Below are 20,581 nucleotides of genomic sequence, written 5' to 3' on the forward strand. Positions count from 1 at the left end.
GGGCGCGGTGCCAGGGGCCGCGAGCCCGGCATCATCCGAACGAGCGGCCCGGGGCCCACCCCTGTCCGCCCTGCGGCCGCACGCACCGGACCCCGCTCGGGCCGGCCCATCGGTCGATGTCGCTTTCCAGCGCCCTGATCGGCCGGGACGGCTCCGGGCTGATTAAGGTGCCGTACATGAGTGATGAGGCGGTGCTGCACCTGAAGGGGCGGGTCCTGGTGGGGCCCGAGGACGTCCGTGACGAGCTGTGGGTGGTCGGGGGCCGGATCTCCTACGACCGCCCGGCCCGCGCCCGGGACGTCACCACCGTCGAGGGCTGGGCGCTGCCCGGCCTGGTCGACGCGCACTGCCACGTCGGGCTCGGCGCCGAGGGCCCGGTCGACGCGGACACCGCCGAGAAGCAGGCCCTGACCGACCGCGAGGCGGGCACCCTGCTGATCCGCGACGCGGGCTCGCCCTCCGACACCCGCTGGGTCGACGCCCGCGAAGACCTCCCGAAGATCATCCGGGCCGGCCGGCACATCGCCCGCACCCGCCGCTACATCCGGGGCTACGCGCACGAGATCGAGCCCGCGGACCTGGTCGCCCACGTCGCGCAGGAGGCCAGGCGCGGCGACGGCTGGGTCAAGCTGGTCGGCGACTGGATCGACCGCGACCTCGGCGACCTCTCCGCCTGCTGGCCCCGGGACGCGGTGGAGGCCGCCATCGCCGAGGCCCACCGCCTGGGCGCCCGCGTCACCGCCCACTGCTTCGCCGAGAGCTCGCTGCGCGACCTGGTCGAGGCGGGCATCGACTGCATCGAGCACGCCACCGGCCTCACGGACGACCTGATCCCGCTGTTCGCCGAGCGCGGCGTCGCGATCGTCCCCACCCTGGTCAACATCGCCACCTTCCCGCAGCTCGCCGCCGGCGGCGAGCGGCGCTACCCGCGCTGGTCCGCCCACATGCGCCGGCTCCACGAGCGGCGCTACGACACCGTCCGCGGCGCCTACGACGCCGGGATCCCGGTCTACGTCGGCACGGACGCCGGCGGCTCACTGGCCCACGGACTGGTCGCGGCCGAGGTCGCGGAGCTGGTCACTGCCGGCATCCCGCCGGTCGACGCCCTGTCGGCGACCACCTGGGGCGCCCGGTCCTGGCTCGGCCGCCCCGGTCTGGAGGAGGGTGCACCGGCCGACCTGGTGGTGTACGCGTCCGACCCGCGCGCGGACGTGCATGCCCTGGCGGCGCCGCGCCGGGTGGTGCTGAACGGCCGGGTCGTGCAGTAGCCGGCCAGAACGCCTGTGCCCACGAAGTCGAACCGGCATGCGAAACATCCCCGATGGAGTGAAGTAACGCCGGATCGCTGACCGTTCACCCTCCGTGCGCAAAAGTTGACGGGTCCCACGCAAGTTCCGTCTGGGGGTCCCACACCTTGAACAGCACCGACTTCCGCATGCCCGCACGCCGTCTGGCCGCCGTCGCCGCGGTCACCGCCCTGTCCGCGGCGCCCCTCGCCCTGGGCGCGAGCGCCGCGCACGCGACCGCGCACCACGGTCACGCCTCCGCCGTCGTGCTGCGCACCGGGCTCGACGTGTCCCTGCTCGACAAGTCCGTGCACGTCCCGCTCGCGGTCGCACTCAACGAGGTCCAGGCTCCGCGCAGCGCCGACCGAACGGCCCTCACCGCCCGCCTGGACGGCGTGAACGCGGGCAGGCCGTTCACGGTCCTCGGCGCGCAGGCCGCCTCGGCGAAAGCCACCGTGACCGACCGGCGCGCCGAGGGCTCGGTGCGGCTGGCCCACGCCAGGCTGCACGTGCCCGGCCTGCCCCTGCTGTCCCTCGTCGAGGTCGGCACGGTCACCGCAACGGCGACCTGCGAGGCGGGCAGGACCCCGTCGGCCTCCGCGAACGTGCCGGGCACGGTCACCGTCCTCGGCCGGCGCACCACCCTCACCGCGGGCGGCCCGACCCGGGTGAAGGTCCCCGGCGTCGGAGAGGTGCGCCTCGACCTCTCCGAGCGCCGCACCACCTCCGGCACGGCAGCCGCCACGGCGCTCCGGCTCAAGGTCTCCGTCAACCCCCTGAAGCTCAACGTGGCCGAGGTGGAGGGAACGGTCACCCTGGCACAGGCGACCTGCGAGACCCCGGCCCTGCCGTCCCACCCGGCCCCGTCCCACGACCCGGCCGCCGGCACCAGGCCCCAGGGCGCCCGGGGCGACCTCGCGGAGACCGGCGGCAGCTCGCTGACGCCGTACCTCGCGGGCGGAGCGGTCGCGCTGGTCCTGGCGGGCGGCGGAGCGGTGGTGCTGACGCGCCGCGGCCGGAACTGAACCGACACCCCTGACGGAGACGGAGAGCCGGGCCGCTCGGCCGGCCGGGCGGGCGGCCGGGCACCGGCGGATCCCGTCCTCGGCGGGCCGTCCGTCGTCGGCTGTGGGCTCCGCACGGTCGGGATCCGCTTCCCGGACGGCGCCCGGGAGCGGGTGCCGCCGTTCAGCGAGGCGACGTCAGCGTCAGTGCCCGGTCCAGTGCCTGCAGGAAGGAGTTGACCGTCGCACGGTCCCGTACGGCGAGCCGCAGCCACTCCTCGCCCAGCCCCGGGAACGTGTCGCCGCGCCGTACGGCGAAACCCAGATCGCGCAAGTGCCGGCGCACGGCCGCCGCACGGGGCACCCGCACCAGGACGAAGGGGCCCTCGGCCGGCTCCACCAGGCGCAGCCCGTCGGCGGCGAACTCGCCGAGTCCGGCGACGAGATGGGCCCGGTCGGCGGCGATCCGGTGCGCCGCGTGCGCCGCCTCCGCCAGCGCCCGTGGCGCCACGCACGCCCGCGCCGCCACCAGCGCCGGCGTCGACACCGGCCACAGCGGCTGCACCCGCTCCAGTTCCGCGACGATCTCGGGAGCGGCCAGCACGTACCCGATCCGCAGCCCCGCCAGCCCCCACGTCTTGGTCAGGCTCCGCAGCACCACCAGCCCGGGCACATCGGTCCGCCCCGCCAGTGCCTCCCGCTCGCCCGGCACCGCGTCCATGAACGCCTCGTCGACCACCAGCACCCGCCCGGGCCGGGCCAGCCGTACGAGCGTCTCGGCCGGATGCAGTACCGACGTCGGGTTGGTCGGATTGCCGATCACCACCAGATCGGCGTCCTTTGGAACGGCGGCGGGATCCAGCCGGAACCCCTCCGCCTCCCGCAGCAGCACCCGGTCCACCGAGTGCCCCGCGTCCCGCAGCGCCGCCTCCGGCTCCGTGAACTGCGGATGGACCACGACCGGCCGCCGTACCTTCAGCGCCCGCGCCAGCAGCACGAACGCCTCCGCCGCGCCCGCCGTCAGCAGCACCCGCTCCACCGGCAGCCCGTGCCGCGCGGCCACGGCCGCCCGTGCGGCCCGCCCGTCCGGGTAGGCCGCGAGGGACGACAGCGAGGCGGCGATCTCCTCGCGCAGCCAGACGGGAGGCGTGTCCGCGCGGACGTTGACCGCGAGGTCGACCAGCGCGGCCCCGCCGTCCCGCACCTCCGCGTCGCCGTGATGGCGCAGGTCGTGCCCGGTGCCCCCGGCGTCCTCAGTGCGCATGGCTGTGTGTGTGCCCCCCGTGATGGTGGTGCCCGTGCCCGTGGTGGTGCCCGTCGTCGTCCGGGTGGAAGTGCGGCTGCTGCGGGAGCCCCACCTTGTCCTCGAAGCCCGGCAGCGCGATCCGGTACACGCACGAGTCGCAGTTCATCCGCAGATCGCCCTCGACGGCCTCCGCGTACCGCTCCATGACCAGGTCCAGCAGCTCCGGCTCGGGCCCGATGACGTCGGCCGAGCGCACCTCGAGCTCCGGGTGCGCGGCCGCCCACGCCCGGGTCTGCTCCCGCACCCGGTCCGGCAGGATCCCGGTGAACAGGAAGTACGGCAGGACGACGATCCGCCGCGCCCCCAGCCGCGCGCACCGGTCGAGCCCGCTCGGCACGTCCGGCGCCGCCAGGGACACGAACGCCGTCTCGACCCCGGCGTACCCGCGCCCCTCCCACAGCAGCCGGGCCGCCTTGAACACCTCGGCGTTGGCGTCCGGGTCCGTCGACCCGCGCCCGACCAGCAGCACGGTCACGTCGGACCGTTCCCCGGCCGTGCCCTCCAGTGCCTCCTCCAGCCGCCGCTCCAGCACCCGCAGCAGCGCGGGGTGCGGGCCCAGGGGACGGCCGTAGGTGTACGAGATCCCCGGGTGCCGCTCCTTCTCGCGGGCCAGCGCGGCCGGGATGTCGCCCTTGGCGTGCCCGGCGGACACCAGCATCAGCGGGACGGCCGCGAACCGGCGCACCCCGCGCTCCACCAGCTCCGCGACCGCCTCGCCCAGCGGCGGCGGGGACAGCTCGATGAAGCCGCCTGCGACGGGCAGTTCGGGGTGGCGGCGCCCCAGCTCCCGTACGAAGTCGCGGAACGCCTCGGCTCCGGCCTCGTCCCGGGTGCCGTGACCGGCGATGAGCAGGGCGGGCGGCGGGGTGGTCACGATGTCTCCTCGGATGAAGTGGGGTGGTACAGCAGGGCGTTGAGCGCGGCGGCGGCGACCGCCGAGCCGCCCTTCTCGGACACGTTGCTCACGGCGGGCAGCCCGCTCGCGCGCAGCGCGGCCTTGGACTCGGCCGCGCCGACGAAACCGACGGGCAGGCCGATGACGAGCGCGGGGGAGGCGTCCAGGGTCAGCAGTTCCTCCAGGGCGGTCGGCGCGCAGCCGATCACCCACAGGGCGCCGGGCCCGACCTCCTCGTACGCGAGCCGGACCGCATGGGCCGAACGGGTCAGCCCAGGTCCGGACCTGGCGTCACGGAGCCGGCAGACGGTCTCGCGCCGGGTGATGCCGGCGGCCACCATCTCGACGTCGACGACGACCGGCGCCCCGGCGTGCAGGGCCGTGTGCGCCTTCGCCAGGTCGCCCTCGTCCATGACGAGATCGCTCGCGTACTCCAGGTCGGCGGCGGAGTGGATGACCCGCTCCACCACCGCCCGGGTCAGCGGCGGGAAGGACGAGGTGTCCAGGCGGGCGCGCAGCCGGCGGAAGGACTCCTGCTCGATGGGGTGGACGACACGGTTCACTGGGCCTCCTCCGGCCGGGTGTCCTGCCAGCGGTAACCGCGCGGCGTCACCATGCGCCCCGCGATGATCCGGGTCGCGGTGTTGCCCACGGTGACGACCGTCATCATGTCGACCGTCGCCGGGTCGAGCCCGGCGAGCGTCGTGACCCTGCTGGACTCGTCCGGCCGGGAGGCGTTGCGGACGACACCGACCGGGGTGCCCGGCTCCCGGTGCTCCGCGAGGATCGCCAGCGCCTTGGGGAGCTGCCAGTCCCGGCCCCGGGAGCGCGGGTTGTAGAAGGTCACCACCAGGTCCGCCTCGGCCGCCGCCCGCACCCGCCGCTCGATGACCTCCCACGGCGTGTGCAGGTCGGACAGGCTGATCGACACGTGGTCGTGGCCGAGCGGCGCCCCCAGGATCGCCCCGGCGGCCAGCGCGGCCGTCACCCCGGGCACCCCGACCACGTCGATGTCGTCGGACGCCTCGGCGAGCGCCGGGGAGGCCATGGCGTACACGCCCGCGTCCCCGCTGCCGATCAGCGCCACCGCGTGTCCGCGCCGGGCCTCCGCGACGGCCGTACGGGCCCGCTCCTCCTCAGCGCCGAGCCCCGACTCCAGCACCCGGGTGCCGGGGCGCAGCAGGTCGCGGATCTGGTCGACGTACTGGTCGAGCCCGATCAGCACCGACGCCCGCCGCAGTTCGGCCGCCGCGCGCGGCGTGAGCAGGTCCCGGGCGCCGGGCCCGAGCCCGACCACCGCGAGCCGCCCGCGCCCCGGACGCCGTACGACCGCGCAGGTCGCCATCGCCGGCCGCGCCGCGGACTTCCGCTTCGGTACGAGGAGTTCGCCGCCGCGCAGCAGAGCCGCGGCCTCCGCCACGGACGGCGTGCCGACGGCCGCCAGCGGCGCCTCGGACGGGTTGGGCACCTCGACGGCCGCCAGCTCCTCGGCCGTGTACGTCACCAGGGGCACCCCGAGCCGCGCGGCGGCGCCGACGATGCCCGGCTCCCCGGACTTGGCGTCCACGGTGGCGAGTTCGGCGACCGACGCCACCGCCAGCCCGGCGTCCGCCAGTGTCTTCTCGATCAGCCCGAGCACCTCCGCCACCCGAGCGCCCCGGGACGCGCCGACCCCGACCACCAGGGACGGCGGCCTGAGCAGCACCTCCCGCTCGCCCGGTGCGACGGCCCGGTCGGTGAGCCGGATCGTGTACGCGCCCCGAGCCGAGACCGGCAGCGCCGGCAGCGGCCAGGCCACCTCCGTCTCCAGGGCGACCGGTTCGCCGTCCAGCAGGGCCCGGGAGACCGTCGCCACCGCGCCCTCGCAGGGGAAGCCGAGCGTGTCGAGCCCCGGCAGCCCGACGGAGTCCGTCGCCGTGGTCACCACCGGCTCGGCGTCCAGCAACCCGCCCACCTCCCGGGCGAGTTCGTTGGCGCCGCCCCCGTGCCCGCCGACCAGGGACACCGCGAACCGGCCGCCCTCGTCCACGCACACCACACCCGGGTCGGCCGCCTTGTCGCCGAGCAGCGGCGCAAGCAGCCGTACCGTCGCGCCCGTCGCCAGGAAGCACACCAGCTGGTCGCACTCCGCGAACGCCGTCCGCACGGCCTCCCCGACGGGACCGTCGTACACCCGCGCCCGGCCCGGCCAGGCCGCGGCCAGCCGGTCCCGCGCCGCCGCCCCCGCCGCGGTGGCGGAAATGAGGCCGATCACTGAACAACTCCTTCATTCGGTACAGGGGTTCTCACGCCCCACAGCAGAAAGACCGGATTGGCCGCGGCGAGCCGGGTCACGTCGCCCGGCAGCGGGGCCAGGCGCGAGGACTGGAGCAGTACTCCGTCGCACTGCAGTCCCGCACGTGTCAGCGCCTCGCGCGCCGCCGGCACCCGGTCCAGCGCGGCCAGGGCGACGACGACGGTCCGCCGGGCCCGCCGCGCGCACGCGCCGACGACGGCAGGCAGCTCGCGCCCCCCGCCCCCGACGAACACGGCGTCGGGGTCGCCGTCCAGCCCGGACAGCGCGTCGGGCGCCGAGCCGTGCACCACGTCCACGTCGACACCGTGCGCGGCCGCGTTGGCACGGACCCGCTCCACCCCGTCGGCGGCCCGCTCGACGGCGACGACGGCCGCGCCGAGCCGCGCGCACTCCACCGCCACCGATCCGGAGCCGGCACCCACGTCCCACACCAGGTCGCCCGGGCGCGGACCCAGCCGGGCGAGGGCCAGCGCCCGCACCTCGAACTTGGTGATCATGGAGTCCCGGTGCGCGAACGCGTCCTCCTCCAGCGCCCATCCGGGGGGCCGTGCGGGCCCCCCTGCGACCGTCCTGGCGCCTCCGAGCGCCCGCCGCTCGTCCAGGCACAGCACCACGCTCACCGCCGTACCCCAGTCCCGGGCCGCCGCCTCGGCCGGCGTCACCCGCTCCACGCGCTCGCGTTCCGGGTCGCCGAGCGCGCTCGCCACGACCAGCACCCGGTCACGGCCGGTCAGCGCGGCGCCCAGCTCGGCGGGCCCGGCGCCCGGGCCGGTGAGGACGGCCACCTTCGGGTGCGCCCGGCAGACGTTCACCGCGGTCCGCGGCTCCCGCCCGTGCGCGCTGACCACCACCGCGTCGTCCCAGGGCAGCCCGATCCGCGCGAACGCCGTGGCCACCGAGGACACCCCGGGCCGCACGTCCAGCCGTCCGGCCCCGAACCGCTCGGCCAGCGCCCGCACGATCCCGAAGAACCCGGGGTCCCCGGAGGCCAGCACGACCACCGGCAGCTCCTTGCCGACGTACGCGGCGATCGTGTCCAGGGCCGGCGCCAGCGGCCCGAGCACGATCCGCTCCGCACCCTTGGGCAGCCGTACGGCGTCCAGGTGCCGGCGCCCGCCGACGACCAGCGCGGCCCCGGCGAGCACGTCCGGGGGGACCGGCGCCCCCGTCCCCGTACCGACGACCGTGATCAACTCTTCGCCCTCTGCTCGCGCAGCGCCCGCCGCGCCTCCGGGTCGGCCTTGCGGTAGCCGTGGAAGTGGCCCGGGTGGTACAGGTGCGAGCGGGTGCCGTGGGCGTCCAGGGCCGGGCCGACCAGGAACAGGGTGTGCTTCCAGAGCTTGTGCTCCTTGACCGTCTCCTCCAGCGTGCCGACCGTGCACTTCACGATCAGCTCCTCCGGCCAGGTGGCCTGGTACGCCACGACCACCGGGGTGTCCGTCGGATAGCCGCCCTCCAGCAGCTCCCGCACCAGCTGGCCGCTGCGCGCGGCGGACAGGAAGACCGCCATCGTCGTGCCGTGCCGGGCGAACTCGCGCACCTCCTCGCCGGGCGGCATCGGCGTCTTGCCGCCACCGAGACGGGTGAGGATCACGGACTGCGCGACCTCCGGGATGGTCAGCTCGCGCCGAGCGAGCGCGGCGACGGCGGAGAACGACGACACGCCCGGCACCACCTCGGTCGCGATGCCGAGCTCGGCGCACCGGTCGAGCTGCTCCTGCGTGCCGCCCCACAGCGCCGGGTCACCGGAGTGGATGCGCGCCACCCGCAGTCCCTCGGCGCGGGCGCGCCGGTAGACGGCGACGACGTCCTCCAGCGACATGGCCGCCGAGTCCAGGATCTCCGCGTCCTCGCGCGCGTGCTCGAGCACCTCCGCCTGGACCAGGCTCGCCGCCCAGATCACGACGTCGGCCTCGGCGATCGCGCGGGCGGCCCGGAACGTCAGCAGATCGGCGGCGCCGGGGCCGGCACCGACGAACGTCACCTTGCCGGTGGGGGCATCGGCCATGGGAAGAGGTCCTCTCGTACGGGGAGCGCGCACGGGAGTGCGCGGGTCGGAAGCGGGTGAAATGTCAGGGTCTGTGGGAGTGCGGGCAGCCCCGGATGTGCGCGAAGGCACCTCCATCGGATAGCAAGGCCCTATGGCGGTCTTCGTCGCGCTCGGCGCGTTCCTGATGACGCTGGCCGGCGGCTGGACGGCACAGCGCGTGACCGACCGTCGCCATCTCGTCCTGGGACTGGCCGGCGGTCTGATGCTGGGCGTGGTCGGCCTCGACCTGCTGCCCGAGGCACTGCACGCGGCGGACCGCGAGATCTTCGGCGTGCCCGCGGCCCTGCTGCTGTTCGTGGCGGGCTTCCTGGTGGCGCACCTGGTGGAGCGCACCCTGGCCGCCCGCCAGGCCGCGCACGGCGCGAGCGGCGAGCACCATCACCGGGCGCCCGAGGTGGGCCTGACGGCGGCCGCCGCGATGGTCGGCCACAGCGCCATGGACGGCGTCGCGGTCGGCGCGGCGTTCCAGGTGGGCGGCGGCATGGGCGCGGCCGTCGCGCTCGCCGTCATCGCGCACGACTTCGCCGACGGCTTCAACACCTTCACCATCACCAGCCTGTACGGCAACGACCGGCGCCGGGCGATCGGCATGCTCGTGGCCGACGCGTGCGCCCCGGTGCTCGGCGCCCTGTCGACCGCCTTCTTCCACATACCGGAACCGGTGCTCGGCGGCTATCTGGGCCTGTTCGGCGGCGTGCTGCTCTATCTGGCCGCCGCCGAGATCCTCCCCGAGGCCCACCACGAGCACCCGGCCCGCTCGACCCTGCTGTGCACGGTGGCCGGCGCGGCGTTCATCTGGCTCGTGGTCGGTCTCTCCGGCGGCTGACCGCACCGCCCCGCTCACAGCTTCCCGCCCCGCCCGCCGTCGCGCCGCGGGGGCGCGATCAGCGTGGAGAGGTACGGCAGCGGCGCCCCGTCCAGCTCGGCGGCCGGCCGCACGGACTCCTCCGGCAGGCCGAGCGCCGACCCCCACACGGCGTCCTCGATCCGCCCGGTCTCCCGCAGCACACCGGCGACCTCGGCGGCCTGCCGCCCGAACTTGTACGCCACCACGGTCCCCGGACCGGCCAGCGCCTCCTTGAGCACGGCGGAGCCCGCGGTGACCGGCACCAGCGTCAGCGGCTCGGTGCCCTCCGTCAGCACGGCACCCGACCGCGCGGCCAGGTCCTGCATGGCGGTGATCCCGGGCACCGTCTCCACCACGACGCCCGGCACCAGCTCCGCGATCGTCTGCGCGAGATACGTGAACGTCGAGTAGACGTTCGGATCCCCGATGGTCGCGAAGGCCACCGACTCGTGGGCACCCAGCAGCTCGGCGACCCTCGTCCCCGCCGCGTCCCAGGCGGCCTCCCGGCGCGCCCGGTCAGTGCGCTCGTTCAGCGCGAACACCACCCGGACGACCTTGTCCTCGGGCACGTAGTGCAACACGGTCGCCTCGGCCCGCCCGCGCTCTCCGGTGTCCATGACCGGGACGACGACGACGTCGGCCGCGCGGAGCGCGTTGACCCCCTTGACGGTCACCAGCTCCGGATCCCCGGGACCGACCCCGACTCCGACCAGCCTGCTGCTCATGACGTCCGGCACCTCTCGACGAACCGACGGGCCACACCGGGACGGGACGCCCAGTGCGTGTGCAGATAACTCGCGTGCACGCCCTGCTGTACGAAACCTTCGACCCGCCGGACCGGGGCGCGCAGCCCCCAGGCGGGAGCGGCGCCGGCCCCGGGCTCGACGGCCGTGCGGTGGAACTCGTGGCCGCGCATCCGTGTGCCGGCGGCGGCCAGCACACTGTCCCCGACGGCCACCGCGTCCCGGTAGCCCAGGGTGAGCCGTTCCGTCATGCGCGCGGTGGCGTCCAGCACGCCGCACATCGGCTGCCCGTCCAGCTCCCGGCACAGGTACAGCAGCCCCGCGCACTCGGCGGCCACCGGGGCACCGGAGAGCGCCAGCTCGGCCACGGCCTTCCGCAGCGGTTCGTTGGCCGACAGCTCGGCGGCGTACACCTCCGGGAACCCGCCCCCGACGACCACCCCGGCCGTCCCTTCGGGCAGCTCCTCGTCCCGCAACGGATCGAACCCCACCACCTCGGCCCCGGCCCCGACGAGCAACTCGACCTGCTCGGCATACGAAAAACTGAACGCCGGCCCCCCGGCAACGGCGACAACCGGCCCGGGCTTGCCACTTGACAGCTTCGGGCCGGCGTTCTCACCCGACAGTTCCGGGTCGTGGGTGGGCGGGGCGGGGGTCCAGGGAGCGGAGCCCCCCGGTACGGCACCCGCGGTACGGGCAAGTGCCTCCAACGCGTCCAGATCGCACCCCTGAGCCACCAGCGCGGCCATGGCCCTGACGGAGTCGACCGCAGCGGAACGCCGTTCGACGACCGGCACCAGCCCCAGATGCCGCGACGGCGTGGACACCTGCCGAGCCCGCCGCAGGGCACCCAGCACAGGCACCCCCACCGCCTCCAGAGCCTCCCGGAGAAGCCCCTCGTGCCGCTCGGAGCCCACCTTGTTCAGGATCACGCCCCCGACCCGCACCCCCGGATCCCAGGACACGAACCCGTGCACCAGCGCCGCCACCGACCGCGACTGCGACGACGCGTCCACCACGAGCACCACCGGCGCCCCCAGCAACTTCGCGACCTGAGCCGTCGAGGCCAGCTCCCCTTCCCCCGCGGCCCCGTCGTACAGCCCCATCACGCCCTCGACGACGGCGAGGTCGCACCCCCGCGCCCCGTGCAGGAACAGCGGAGCGATCAGCTCGGGCCCGCACAGATACGCGTCCAGGTTCCGCCCCGCCCGCCCGGTCGCGAGCGCGTGATACCCGGGGTCGATGTAGTCCGGCCCGACCTTGTGCGGGGACACGGCGAGCCCCCGCGCGGCGAACGCGGCCATCAGCCCCGTGGCGACGGTGGTCTTGCCGCTGCCCGAGGAGGGCGCGGCAATGACCAGCCGAGGCACCGACGACCTCACCACTCGATGCCCTTCTGGCCCTTCTGGCCGACGTCCATGGGGTGCTTGACCTTGGACATGTCCGTCACCAGATCGGCGAAGTCCACCAGCTTCCCGGGCGCGTTCCGCCCGGTGATCACCACATGCTGGGTACCGGGCCGGTCCCGCAGCACGGAGATCACCTCGTCCGTGTCCACCCAGCCCCAGTGCATGGGGTAGGCGAACTCGTCCAGCACGTACAGCCGGTACCGCTCGGCCGCCAGGTCCCGCTTGACCTGCTCCCAGCCCTCACGGGCCTTCTCCTCGTTGTCCATCTGGGCGTCCCGCTGGACCCACGACCAGCCCTCGCCCATCTTGTGCCAGTCCACGGTCCCGCCCTCACCGGAGGCACCGAGCACCCGCAGCGCGTTCTCCTCGCCGACCTTCCACTTGGCCGACTTCACGAACTGGAACACCCCGATCGGCCAGCCCTGGTTCCAGGCGCGCAGCGCGAGCCCGAACGCGGCGGTCGACTTGCCCTTGCCGACGCCCGTGTGCACGACGACCAGCGGCCGGTTCCGCCGCTGGCGGGTCGTCAGACCGTCCTCGGGTACGACACTCGGCTGTCCCTGCGGCATTACGCGGCCCTCCTCGAAGTCCCCTGCACATCCCTGACCAGCCCGGCGATGGAGTCCGCCCGCAGTTCGTCGAGCGTCACGGCCGTACCGCCCAGCTCACCCGCGAGCTGCCCGGCCAGCCCCAGCCGCACCGGACCCGACTCGCAGTCCACGACCACGCAGGCGACCCCGTCGGCCGCGAACAGCCGCGCCGCCCGCCCGGCCAGCGCCACCGGCTCCGGACCACCGGTGGCCCGCCCGTCGGTCACCACGACGACCAGCGCCCGCCGCGCCGGATCCCGCAGCCGCTCCACCCGCAGCACCTCGTGCGCCTTGAGGAGCCCGGCCGCGAGCGGCGTACGACCGCCGGTCGGCAGCGACTCGAGCCGGACCGCCGCCGCGTCCACCGACGAGGTCGGCGGCAGCGCGACATCCGCCGCCGCACCCCGGAAGGTCACCAGCCCGACCTTGTCCCGCCGCTGGTAGGCGTCCAGCAGCAGCGACAGCACGGCCCCCTTCACGGCGCTCATCCGCTGCCGCGCCGCCATCGACCCCGAGGCGTCGACCACGAACAGCACGAGGTTGCCCTCGCGCCCCTCCCGGGTCGCCTGCCGCAGATCGTCCCGGCGCAGCACCAGCCCCGGCCCCGACCGGCCGCGCGCCCGCTGATGGGGCGCGGCGGCCTGCACGGTCGCCGCCAGATGCAGCTTGGTCAGCGTGCCCCGGGGCCGCCGGGCCCCCGTGGTCCGCCCGTGCTCGGTCCGCGCCCGCGACCGCCGCCCGGCGGCACCCTCACCGATCCCGGGCACGCTCAGCACCCTGGTCCGGAAGGGCTCGGCGGCACGCGCGGGTGCCTGCTCCCGGGCACCGGACGACTGCGGCTGCCCGCCCTCCCCGGCCTCGGGCCGCGCGGAGGCGTCCCCGCCGCCCTGCGGCCCGGTGTCGGGCGCCGGCTGCCCCCCGCCGCCGGGCCCGTCGGGATCGGGGTCGTCGTCGGTGTCCCCGCCGTCCCCGGAGAACTGCTCCAGCGTCTCGTCCAGCTTGTCCTCGTCGAGACCGGGCGCGTCGAAGGGATTGCGCCGCCTGCGGTGCGGCAGCGCGAGCAGCGCGGCCTGCCGCACGTCCTCCGCCAGCACCTCGGTCCGCCCCGCCCACGCGGCCAGCGCGGTCGCCGTACGCGCCATCACGATGTCGGCCCGCATGCCGTCCACCTCGAAGGCGGCACACGTCGCCGCGATCTGCCGCAGCGCCCCGTCGCCCAGCCGCACCTGCGGCAGCAACTGCCGTGCGGCCACGATCCGCTGCCGTACGACGGCCTCCTCGCCGGCCCACCGTGCGGCGAACGCGGCCGGATCGTCGTCGTACGCCAGCCGGCGCCGTACGACCTCCACACGCTGCTCCGGCTCCCGCGAGGCCGCGACCTCGACGGTGAGCCCGAACCGGTCCAGCAACTGCGGCCGCAGCTCACCCTCTTCGGGGTTCATGGTGCCGACGAGCAGGAACTTCGAGGCGTGCCGCACGGAGACGCCCTCGCGCTCGACGTACGAGGCGCCCATCGCCGCCGCGTCCAGCAGCAGGTCGACCAGGTGGTCGTGGAGCAGGTTGACCTCGTCGACGTACAGGATGCCGCGGTGCGCGTCGGCCAGCAGACCCGGCTCGAAGGCCTTCACCCCCTCCGCGAGCGCCCGCTCGATGTCCAGGGCGCCGACCAGCCGGTCCTCGGACGCACCGACGGGCAACTCGACCATCCGCGAGGGCCTGCGCGCCCCGGCGCCCGCCTCGTGCGGCCCGTCCGGGCACGACGGGTCCGGCGCCGCCGGGTCGCAGGAGAAACGGCACCCGGGCACGACCGCCACCTCCGGCAGGAGCGCCGAAAGAGCGCGCACGGCCGTCGACTTGGCGGTGCCCTTCTCACCGCGCACCAGCACGCCGCCGACCGCCGGGGACACGGCGTTCAGCAGCAGCGCGAGCCGCAGGTCGTCCTGGCCGACGACGGCCGTAAAGGGGAACGGGGTGGTCACTGGTCGCCCTCCAAGTCGCCTTCCAGCTCCAGGTAGGTGGCGCGCAGCCGCTCCAGCGTGTCCGCGTCCGGCTCCGCCCACAGCCCGCGGTCCGCCGCCTCCAGCAGCCGCTCGGTGATCCCGCGCAGCGCCCACGGGTTGGACTGCTTCATGAAGTCCCGGTTCTCCGGGTCGAAGACGTACTCCGCGCTGAGCTTCTCGTACATCCAGTCGTCGACCACGCCGGCCGTGGCGTCGTAGCCGAACAGGTAGTCGACGGTCGCCGCCATCTCGAAGGCGCCCTTGTAACCGTGCCGGCGCATGGCCGCCATCCAGCGCGGGTTGACCACCCGGGCCCGGAACACCCGGTGTGTCTCCTCACCCAGGGTGCGGGTCCTCACCTGGTCCGGTACGGCGGAATCACCCACGTACGCCTCGGGGTTGGCGCCGGTCAGGTGCCGGACCATGGCGACCATGCCGCCGTGGTACTGGAAGTAGTCGTCGGCGTCGACCAGGTCGTGCTCACGGGTGTCGACGTTCTTCGCGGCGACCGCGATCCGCTTGAACGCCGTCTCCATGTCCCCGCGCGCCGCCCGCCCGTCCAGCCCGCGCCCGTACGCGTAGCCGCCCCAGACGGCGTACACCTCGGCCAGATCCGCGTCGCTGCGCCAGTTCCGGGCGTCGATCAGCGGCAGCAGACCGGCGCCGTACGCGCCCGGCTTGGAGCCGAAGACACGGGCCGTCGCGCGCCGCCGGTCGCCGTGCTCGGCGGTGTCCTCGTCGGCGTGGGCCTTCACGAAGTTGCGCTCGACCGGCTCGTCCAGCTCCGCCACCGCCCGCACCGCGTCGTCGATCAACCCGACCACGTGCGGGAACGCGTCCCGGAAGAAGCCGGAGATGCGCACCGTGACGTCGATGCGCGGCCGGCCCAGCTCGGCCGGGGGGATCACCTCGAACCCGGTCACCCGGCGCGAGGCGTCGTCCCAGACCGGACGGCAGCCCAGCAGCGCCAGGATCTCGGCGATGTCGTCGCCCTGCGTGCGCATCGCCGACGTGCCCCACACCGTGAGGCCGACCGACTTCGGGTACTCCCCGGTGTCCTGGAGATACCGCTGGACGAGCGAGTCGGCGAGCGACTGCCCGACCTCCCAGCTCAGCCGGGACGGAATCGCCTTGGGGTCGACCGAGTAGAAGTTCCGGCCCGTCGGCAGCACGTTGACCAGACCCCGGGTCGGCGAACCCGACGGGCCCGCCGGCACGTAACCGCCGTTCAGCGCCCGCAGGATGTGCCCGATCTCGTCGGTGGTCCGGGCGAGCCGCGGCACGACCTCGTCGCAGGCGAACTCCAGCACGGCGAGCGGGTCCGGGAGTTCGGCCCCGAGCACGTCCCGCAGGACGCCGGGCACGGCCCTCCGCTCCCACGCCCGCGCCTCCATGCCCTCCGCGATCCGCCGGCACAGCTGCTCCAGCAGGTCGATCGCGTCGGCGGCGGTCCGGGACGGCCCCTCCACCAGGTCCGTCAGCTCCACCGGCACCTTCACCGGGGCGCCCGGCTCGGCCAGCAACTCCTTCTCGTCCAGTCCGAAGTGGACCGCCAGCGACGCGCGCAGGCCCGGCAGGGCGTTCGCCTGCCCGCCCCACACCTGGGACGCCCGCAACACGGCGAGCACCAGGTTCACGCGCGGCTCGCCGACCGGGCCGCCGCCCAGGATGTGCAGGCCGTCGCGGATCTGCACGTCCTTGATCTCGCACAGATAGCCGTCGATGTGCATGACGAACTCGTCGAACTCGTCGTCGTCCGGCTGCTCGGCCACATGCAGGTCGTGGTGCAGCTCGGCCGCCTTGACCAGCGTCCAGATCTGGGCGCGGACGGCCGGGGCCTTGGCCGGGTCGAGATCGCTCACCAGCGCGTACTCGTCGAGCAGCTGTTCCAGCTTGGCCAGATCACCGTAGGTGTCGGCACGCGCCATGGGCGGTACCAGGTGGTCGACCACCGTGGCGTGCCCGCGCCGCTTGGCCTGGGTGCCCTCGCCGGGGTCGTTGACGATGAAGGGGTAGATCAGCGGGAGGTCGCCGAGGACCGCGTCCGGCGCGCATCCGCCGCTCAGCCCGAGCCCCTTGCCCGGGAGCCACTCCATCGTGCCGTGCTTGCCCATGTGGACGATCGCGTCGGCGCCGAAACTGTTCTCCAGCCACCGGTAGGCGGCCATGTAGTGGTGCGACGGCGGCATGTCGGGGTCGTGGTAGATCGCGATCGGGTTCTCACCGAAGCCACGCGGCGGCTGGATCATCACGACCACGTTCCCGAACTGCAGGGACGCCAGCACGATGTCCTCGCCGTCCACGTACAGGCCGCCCGGCGGCTCGCCCCACGCCTCGGTCATCGCGTCCCGCAGCGTGGGGTCCAGCTTCTCGAACCAGGCCCGGTAGTCGGCGAGCGGCACCCGCGCGGGCGCGGCGGCCAGCTGGTCCTCGGTGAGCCACTCGACATCGTGCCCGCCGGCCTCGATCAGCCGGTGGATCAGCTCGTCACCGCCGGAGGGGTACTCGGTGAGCGCGTAGCCCGCCTCACGCAGCGCGTCCAGCACCCGCACCGCCGACGCCGGGGTGTCCAGGCCCACCGCGTTGCCGACGCGGGAGTGCTTGGTCGGGTACGCCGTGAAGACCAGGGCGATCTTCTTCTCCGCGTTCGGCTTGTGCTTCAGCCGGGCGTGCCGTACGGCGATTCCGGCGACCCGGGCGGCACGCTCGGGATCGGCGACGTACACCGGGACCTCGTCCGGCCCCTGCTCCTTGAAGGAGAACGGCACCGTGATCAGCCGGCCGTCGAACTCGGGGATCGCGACCTGCATCGCCGCGTCCATGGGGGAGAGGGCGGCGTCCGACTCCTCCCAGGCGGCCCGCGAGGAGGTGAGGCAGAGACCCTGCAGCACGGGCACGTCGAGGTCGGCCAGCGCGCCGACGTCCCAGGACTCCTCGTCACCGCCCGCCGAGGCCCCAGAGGCGTGCGTCCCGCCGGCCGCGAGCACGGTGGCCACCAGCGCGTCGGTCCGGCCCAGCAGCTCGTACAGCTCCGGGTCCGCACCGCGCAGCGAACCGCAGTACACCGGCAGCGCGTTGGCGCCCTTCGCCTCGATCGCCTCGCACAGCGTGTCCACGAAGGCCGTGTTGCCGCTCAGTTCGTGCGCCCGGTAGAACAGCACGCCCACGGTGGGGCGGCCGTCGCGCGCCGCGTACGAGCCGTGGACGCCGAACTCCGGCATCTTCCGGGGCTCCTCGAACCCCTCGCCGGTGAGCAACACGGTGTCGGAGAGAAACCGGGAGAGTTCCAGCAGGTTCGCCGGGCCGCCCTCGACCAGGTACTTCAGCGCCTCCGCCACGACACCGGCCGGCACGGTCGACTCGGCCATCAGCTCGGCGTCCGGCACGGCCTCGCCGCCCAGCAGCACCGCCGGGATCCCGGACGCCTTCAGCGCGGCCAGCCCGTCCTCCCAGGCGCGCTTGCCGCCCAGCAGCCGTACGACGGCGAGGTCCGCGCCGTCCAGCAGCCCCGGCAGCTCCTGGCCGACGTCCACCCGGGTCGGGTTGCCGATGCGGTAGTCCGCGCCGGAGGCACGGGCCGCCAGCAGATCCGTGTCGGCGGTCGACAACAACAACACTGTGCTCATGCGGGCGCTCCCGGTGGAATGAAAGGCAGTCCTTGCGGCGCGCCCGACTCGATGAGCCGCCACAGCGCGTCCGTGTCCGCGTGCTGTTCGATCAGGTCGCCGAGCCGGTCGAGCTGCTCCTCGCGCAGCGCGGCGAAGGAGGTGTCCGGCGCCGGCACGAAGCGGCGGCCCGCGGCGGCCGCCACCTCGCGCAGGAAGGCCCGCCGGAAGCCGTCCGACTCCAGCGAGCCGTGCCAGTGCGTGCCCCAGACGGAGCCGACCCGGCACCCGTCGAGGCTGTGTCCCTTGTCATCGCAGATGAACGCGTCGCCGCCCGTCACCTCGGCCACCCCGTGGTGGATCTCGTAGCCCTCGACCCGCTCGCCGAGGGCCTCGCCGGCCGGCCGGGTGAGGGTCTTCTCGCGGGCGAACCGCACCCGCACCGGGAGCACGCCGAGCCCCTCGACCTCGCCTGCGCGCGACTCGACCTCGTCCTCGATGTGCTCGCCGAGGATCTGGAAGCCGCCGCAGACGCCGAGCACGGGCCTGCCCTCGGCGGCCCGCCGCACCAGGGCGTCCGCCAGCCCCCGCTCCCGCAGCCATGCCAGCGCCCGTACGGTCCCCCGGGTGCCCGGGATCACCACCAGGTCCGCGTCGGCCAGTTCCTCCGGCCGGTCCACGAACCGCACCACGACCCCCGGTTCGGCGGCCAGCGCGTCCACGTCGGTGAAGTTGGACATCAGCGGGATCGCGCACACGGCGACCCGCAGCACGTCCTCGCCGACCGGGGGCGCCACGGCGGACTCCCGGACGGTGCCGCGCAGCGACACCCGCAGTCCGTCCTCCTCGTCGATGCCGAGCCCGTGCCGGAACGGCAGCACGCCGTAGGTGCGCCGCCCGGTGAGGCCGTACAGCATCTCCAGACCGGGCTCCAGCAGGGAGACGTCCCCCCGGAACTTGTTCACCAGGAACCCGGCGACCAGCTCCTGGTCCTCCGGCGAGAGCAGGGCCACGGTGCCGAAGAAGGAGGCGAAGACGCCGCCCCGGTCGATGTCCCCGACCACCAGCACGGGCAGCCGCGCGTTGCGCGCAATGCCCATGTTCACGATGTCGGTCCGGCGCAGATTGATCTCGGCCGGGCTGCCCGCTCCCTCGCAGATCACCGCGTCATACGTGCCCCGCAACCCGGCCAGGCAGTCGAGGACGGTGCCGAGCAACTGCTGCTGCCGGCCCCCGTGGTAGCCGCGCGCGCTCAACTCGCCCACCGGCCTGCCCAGCAGCACCACCTGACTGCTCTGCTCACCGCCCGGCTTGAGCAGCACCGGGTTCATCAGCGCGGTCGGCTCGATCCGGCAGGCCTGGGCCTGCATGGCCTGGGCCCGGCCGATCTCGGCGCCCTCGCGGGTGACGAAGGAGTTGAGGGACATGTTCTGCGCCTTGAACGGCGCGACCTTCACTCCCTGGCGCACCAGCCACCGGCAGATCCCGGCCGTCACGACGCTCTTGCCGGCGTCCGAGGTGGTGCCGGCGACGAGGAGACCCCCGTTCACTTCCCACGTCCCTTCACGAGTCGGCGCGCGGCGAACGTGACGCCGAGCGCGAGCAGGCCGACGCGGCGGGAGAGCCGTACGGCCCGGTCGATGTCGCCGACCCGGACGGGCCGTCCGGTGGCGCCGTTGAGGACGGGCCGGTGCTCGACCCGCCCGCCGTAGGAGAGGGTCCCGCCGAGCCGCACGCCGAGGGCACCGGCGAACGACGCCTCCACCGGCCCGGCGTTGGGGCTCGGGTGCTTACCGGCGTCGGCCCGCCAGGCGCGCAGGGCACCGCGCGGGTCGGGTCCGGCCAGCGTGGCGAGCACGGCGGTCAGGCGCGCCCCCGGCCAGCCGGCGACGTCGTCCAGCCGGGCCGAGGCCCAGCCGTAGCGCCGGTACCGGGGCGACTTGTGACCCACCATCGCGTCCAGGGTGTTGACGGCCCGGAACCCCAGCAGCCCGGGCACGCCGCCCGCGGCGCCCCACACCAGGGCGCCCACGACGGCGTCGGAGGTGTTCTCGGCGACCGACTCGACCACGGCGCGGGCGATCCCGTCGGCGTCCAGGGCCTGCGGATCCCGGCCGCACAGATGCGGCAGCCGGTCCCGGGCCGCCTCGACGTCCCCGGCCTCCAGGGCCCGCCCGATCGTCCGGGCCTCGCGGGCCAGCGAAGTCCCCCCGACGACGGACCAGGTGGCGACGGCGGTCAGCGCCGCGCAGGCGGCGGGGGAGCGGCGTACGGCGCGCTCGGCGGCGGCGCCCAGGGCGACGGCCGCGCCGGCGCACACGGCGGTGTGCAGCGCGCCCCACCCGCGGTGGTCGCGCCACAGCCCGCGTTCCACGGCCCCGGCCGCCCGTCCGAACAGGGCGACCGGGTGCCCCCGGCGCGGATCGCCGAGGAGCAGGTCGCCGAGGAGGCCGGCGGCGGCGCCGTACGCGTAGGAGCGATCGGCACCCATCGGCTCAGCCGGCCGTGGGCACAGGGGCGGGCCTGACGGGCCTGGTGCGTGTCCTCGAT

The 20,581-nt window shown here is 74.8% G+C and carries 16 protein-coding genes; 3 read left to right on the plus strand and 13 right to left on the minus strand.

The features are described 5' to 3' along the window. The first annotated feature begins 176 nt into the window (after positions 1 to 176). Both ACZ404_RS18885 and ACZ404_RS18890 read left to right on the plus strand, forming a co-directional pair. Positions 177 to 1,268 (plus strand): amidohydrolase family protein, encoded by a 1,092-nt coding sequence (locus tag ACZ404_RS18885; RefSeq protein ID WP_468441214.1) that lies wholly within the window; start codon positions 177 to 179, stop codon positions 1,266 to 1,268. A 146-nt stretch (positions 1,269 to 1,414) separates the two neighbouring features. Next, on the plus strand, positions 1,415 to 2,311 hold the full coding sequence (locus ACZ404_RS18890; protein ID WP_468441216.1) for an SCO1860 family LAETG-anchored protein: 897 nt from the start codon (positions 1,415 to 1,417) through the stop codon (positions 2,309 to 2,311). Positions 2,312 to 2,474: 163 nt separating this feature from the next. On the opposite strand, the gene cobC is transcribed toward ACZ404_RS18890, so the two are convergent. The 6 genes from cobC to cobM are packed head-to-tail and all read right to left on the minus strand — an operon-like array spanning position 2,475 to position 8,795. Further along, positions 2,475 to 3,554, minus strand: a complete 1,080-nt coding sequence (cobC, locus tag ACZ404_RS18895) for an Rv2231c family pyridoxal phosphate-dependent protein CobC (protein ID WP_468441218.1) — start codon at positions 3,552 to 3,554, stop codon at positions 2,475 to 2,477. Then, positions 3,544 to 4,470 carry a sirohydrochlorin chelatase gene (locus ACZ404_RS18900; protein WP_468441220.1) on the minus strand — a complete coding sequence of 309 codons (927 nt, stop codon included), beginning with the start codon at positions 4,468 to 4,470 and terminating at the stop codon, positions 3,544 to 3,546. Before ACZ404_RS18900 ends, cobC begins: the two co-directional genes overlap by 11 nt. Beyond that, the gene (locus ACZ404_RS18905) at positions 4,467 to 5,054 is read right to left on the minus strand and encodes a precorrin-8X methylmutase (protein ID WP_468441222.1); all 588 of its coding nucleotides are present in this window, start codon (positions 5,052 to 5,054) and stop codon (positions 4,467 to 4,469) included. The genes ACZ404_RS18900 and ACZ404_RS18905 overlap by 4 nt, the downstream gene beginning before the upstream one ends. Continuing rightward, positions 5,051 to 6,745 (minus strand): precorrin-3B C(17)-methyltransferase, encoded by a 1,695-nt coding sequence (gene cobJ, locus ACZ404_RS18910; protein WP_468441224.1) that lies wholly within the window; start codon positions 6,743 to 6,745, stop codon positions 5,051 to 5,053. The genes ACZ404_RS18905 and cobJ overlap by 4 nt, the downstream gene beginning before the upstream one ends. Next, the gene (cbiE, locus tag ACZ404_RS18915) at positions 6,742 to 7,980 is read right to left on the minus strand and encodes a precorrin-6y C5,15-methyltransferase (decarboxylating) subunit CbiE (RefSeq protein ID WP_468441226.1); all 1,239 of its coding nucleotides are present in this window, start codon (positions 7,978 to 7,980) and stop codon (positions 6,742 to 6,744) included. Before cbiE ends, cobJ begins: the two co-directional genes overlap by 4 nt. Continuing rightward, on the minus strand, positions 7,977 to 8,795 hold the full coding sequence (gene cobM, locus ACZ404_RS18920; RefSeq protein ID WP_468441228.1) for a precorrin-4 C(11)-methyltransferase: 819 nt from the start codon (positions 8,793 to 8,795) through the stop codon (positions 7,977 to 7,979). Before cobM ends, cbiE begins: the two co-directional genes overlap by 4 nt. A 133-nt stretch (positions 8,796 to 8,928) precedes the next feature. Between cobM and ACZ404_RS18925 the strand changes: the two genes are divergently transcribed. Beyond that, positions 8,929 to 9,663, plus strand: coding sequence for a ZIP family metal transporter (locus ACZ404_RS18925; protein WP_468441230.1), 735 nt, complete (start codon positions 8,929 to 8,931; stop codon positions 9,661 to 9,663). Positions 9,664 to 9,677: 14 nt separating this feature from the next. On the opposite strand, the gene cobI is transcribed toward ACZ404_RS18925, so the two are convergent. From cobI to ACZ404_RS18960, 7 genes are read right to left on the minus strand one after another with little or no spacing between them, the layout of a single operon-like run. Continuing rightward, positions 9,678 to 10,409 carry a precorrin-2 C(20)-methyltransferase gene (gene cobI, locus ACZ404_RS18930; protein WP_468441232.1) on the minus strand — a complete coding sequence of 244 codons (732 nt, stop codon included), beginning with the start codon at positions 10,407 to 10,409 and terminating at the stop codon, positions 9,678 to 9,680. After that, complete coding sequence (locus ACZ404_RS18935; RefSeq protein WP_468441234.1) at positions 10,406 to 11,809, minus strand: cobyrinate a,c-diamide synthase; 1,404 nt, start codon at positions 11,807 to 11,809, stop codon at positions 10,406 to 10,408. The genes cobI and ACZ404_RS18935 overlap by 4 nt, the downstream gene beginning before the upstream one ends. Next, complete coding sequence (cobO, locus tag ACZ404_RS18940; protein ID WP_468441236.1) at positions 11,806 to 12,405, minus strand: cob(I)yrinic acid a,c-diamide adenosyltransferase; 600 nt, start codon at positions 12,403 to 12,405, stop codon at positions 11,806 to 11,808. Before cobO ends, ACZ404_RS18935 begins: the two co-directional genes overlap by 4 nt. After that, entirely contained in the window at positions 12,405 to 14,405 is a 2,001-nt protein-coding gene (locus tag ACZ404_RS18945) for a putative cobaltochelatase (RefSeq protein WP_468441238.1), read from the minus strand. The genes cobO and ACZ404_RS18945 overlap by 1 nt, the downstream gene beginning before the upstream one ends. Next, complete coding sequence (cobN, locus tag ACZ404_RS18950; protein ID WP_468441240.1) at positions 14,402 to 18,052, minus strand: cobaltochelatase subunit CobN; 3,651 nt, start codon at positions 18,050 to 18,052, stop codon at positions 14,402 to 14,404. The genes ACZ404_RS18945 and cobN overlap by 4 nt, the downstream gene beginning before the upstream one ends. Continuing rightward, positions 18,049 to 19,581, minus strand: a complete 1,533-nt coding sequence (locus ACZ404_RS18955; RefSeq protein ID WP_468441242.1) for a cobyric acid synthase — start codon at positions 19,579 to 19,581, stop codon at positions 18,049 to 18,051. The genes cobN and ACZ404_RS18955 overlap by 4 nt, the downstream gene beginning before the upstream one ends. Next, positions 19,578 to 20,522 carry a cobalamin biosynthesis protein gene (locus ACZ404_RS18960; RefSeq protein WP_468441243.1) on the minus strand — a complete coding sequence of 315 codons (945 nt, stop codon included), beginning with the start codon at positions 20,520 to 20,522 and terminating at the stop codon, positions 19,578 to 19,580. The genes ACZ404_RS18955 and ACZ404_RS18960 overlap by 4 nt, the downstream gene beginning before the upstream one ends. Positions 20,523 to 20,581 lie beyond the last annotated feature (59 nt).

The organism is Streptomyces sp. NPDC030798 (assembly GCF_055572275.1).